Here is a 624-nt window from a genome sequence, read left to right on the forward strand (position 1 = left end):
TAAACTGGGCATTCCCAATGGGGCTTAATTGTCCAAAATTCTCGAAACCATATTTAGAGAACTAACTATAACTGGCATTCCCAATGGGGCTTAATTGTCCAAACTCCGGAGGAGTACCATGTTTATAGAATTAACAAAAGTGCACTTGGCTCCGTAGGGGCCTCCTGCTGATCAAGCACGCGCACATTCGTTAAATTCAAGAATCCTCACCCAAAACAAAAAACCCGGTTCAGGAAAATCCTGACCGGGCCTTTTGCTATTAAAATAACACTTATTATTTTGTATCGTCTTTTACTTCTTCAAAGTCAACATCGGTAACCGTGTCGCCATGATCTTGCGGACCTGCGCCTGGAGCACCTTCTGCACCCGGCTGACCACCTTCGGCAGAAGCTTTGTACATCTCTTCAGATGCGGTAGCCCATGCAGCGTTCAGTTCAGTTTGAGCAGCTTCGATGGCGTCAAAGTCTTTAGCAGCGTAAGCTTCTTTCAGCTTGGTTAAACCAGCTTCAATAGGAGCTTTTTTATCTGCAGAAATTTTGTCACCATACTCTTTCAGTTGTTTTTCAGTCGAGAAGATCAGGGCATCAGCAGAATTCAGTTTTTCAACTTCTTCTTTTGCTTTTT

At 43.6% G+C, this 624-nt stretch carries 1 protein-coding gene; it reads right to left on the reverse strand.

What is annotated here, in order from left to right; translation table 11 throughout:
• Nucleotides 1–274: 274 nt before the first annotated feature.
• Nucleotides 275–624 (reverse strand): Hsp70 family protein (locus AAGC65_RS21295; protein ID WP_343114480.1); only part of this gene is annotated, 350 nt, incomplete at its 5' end.

The sequence above is a fragment of the Mucilaginibacter sp. genome (genome assembly GCF_039207105.1).
Lineage (GTDB): Bacteria > Bacteroidota > Bacteroidia > Sphingobacteriales > Sphingobacteriaceae > Mucilaginibacter.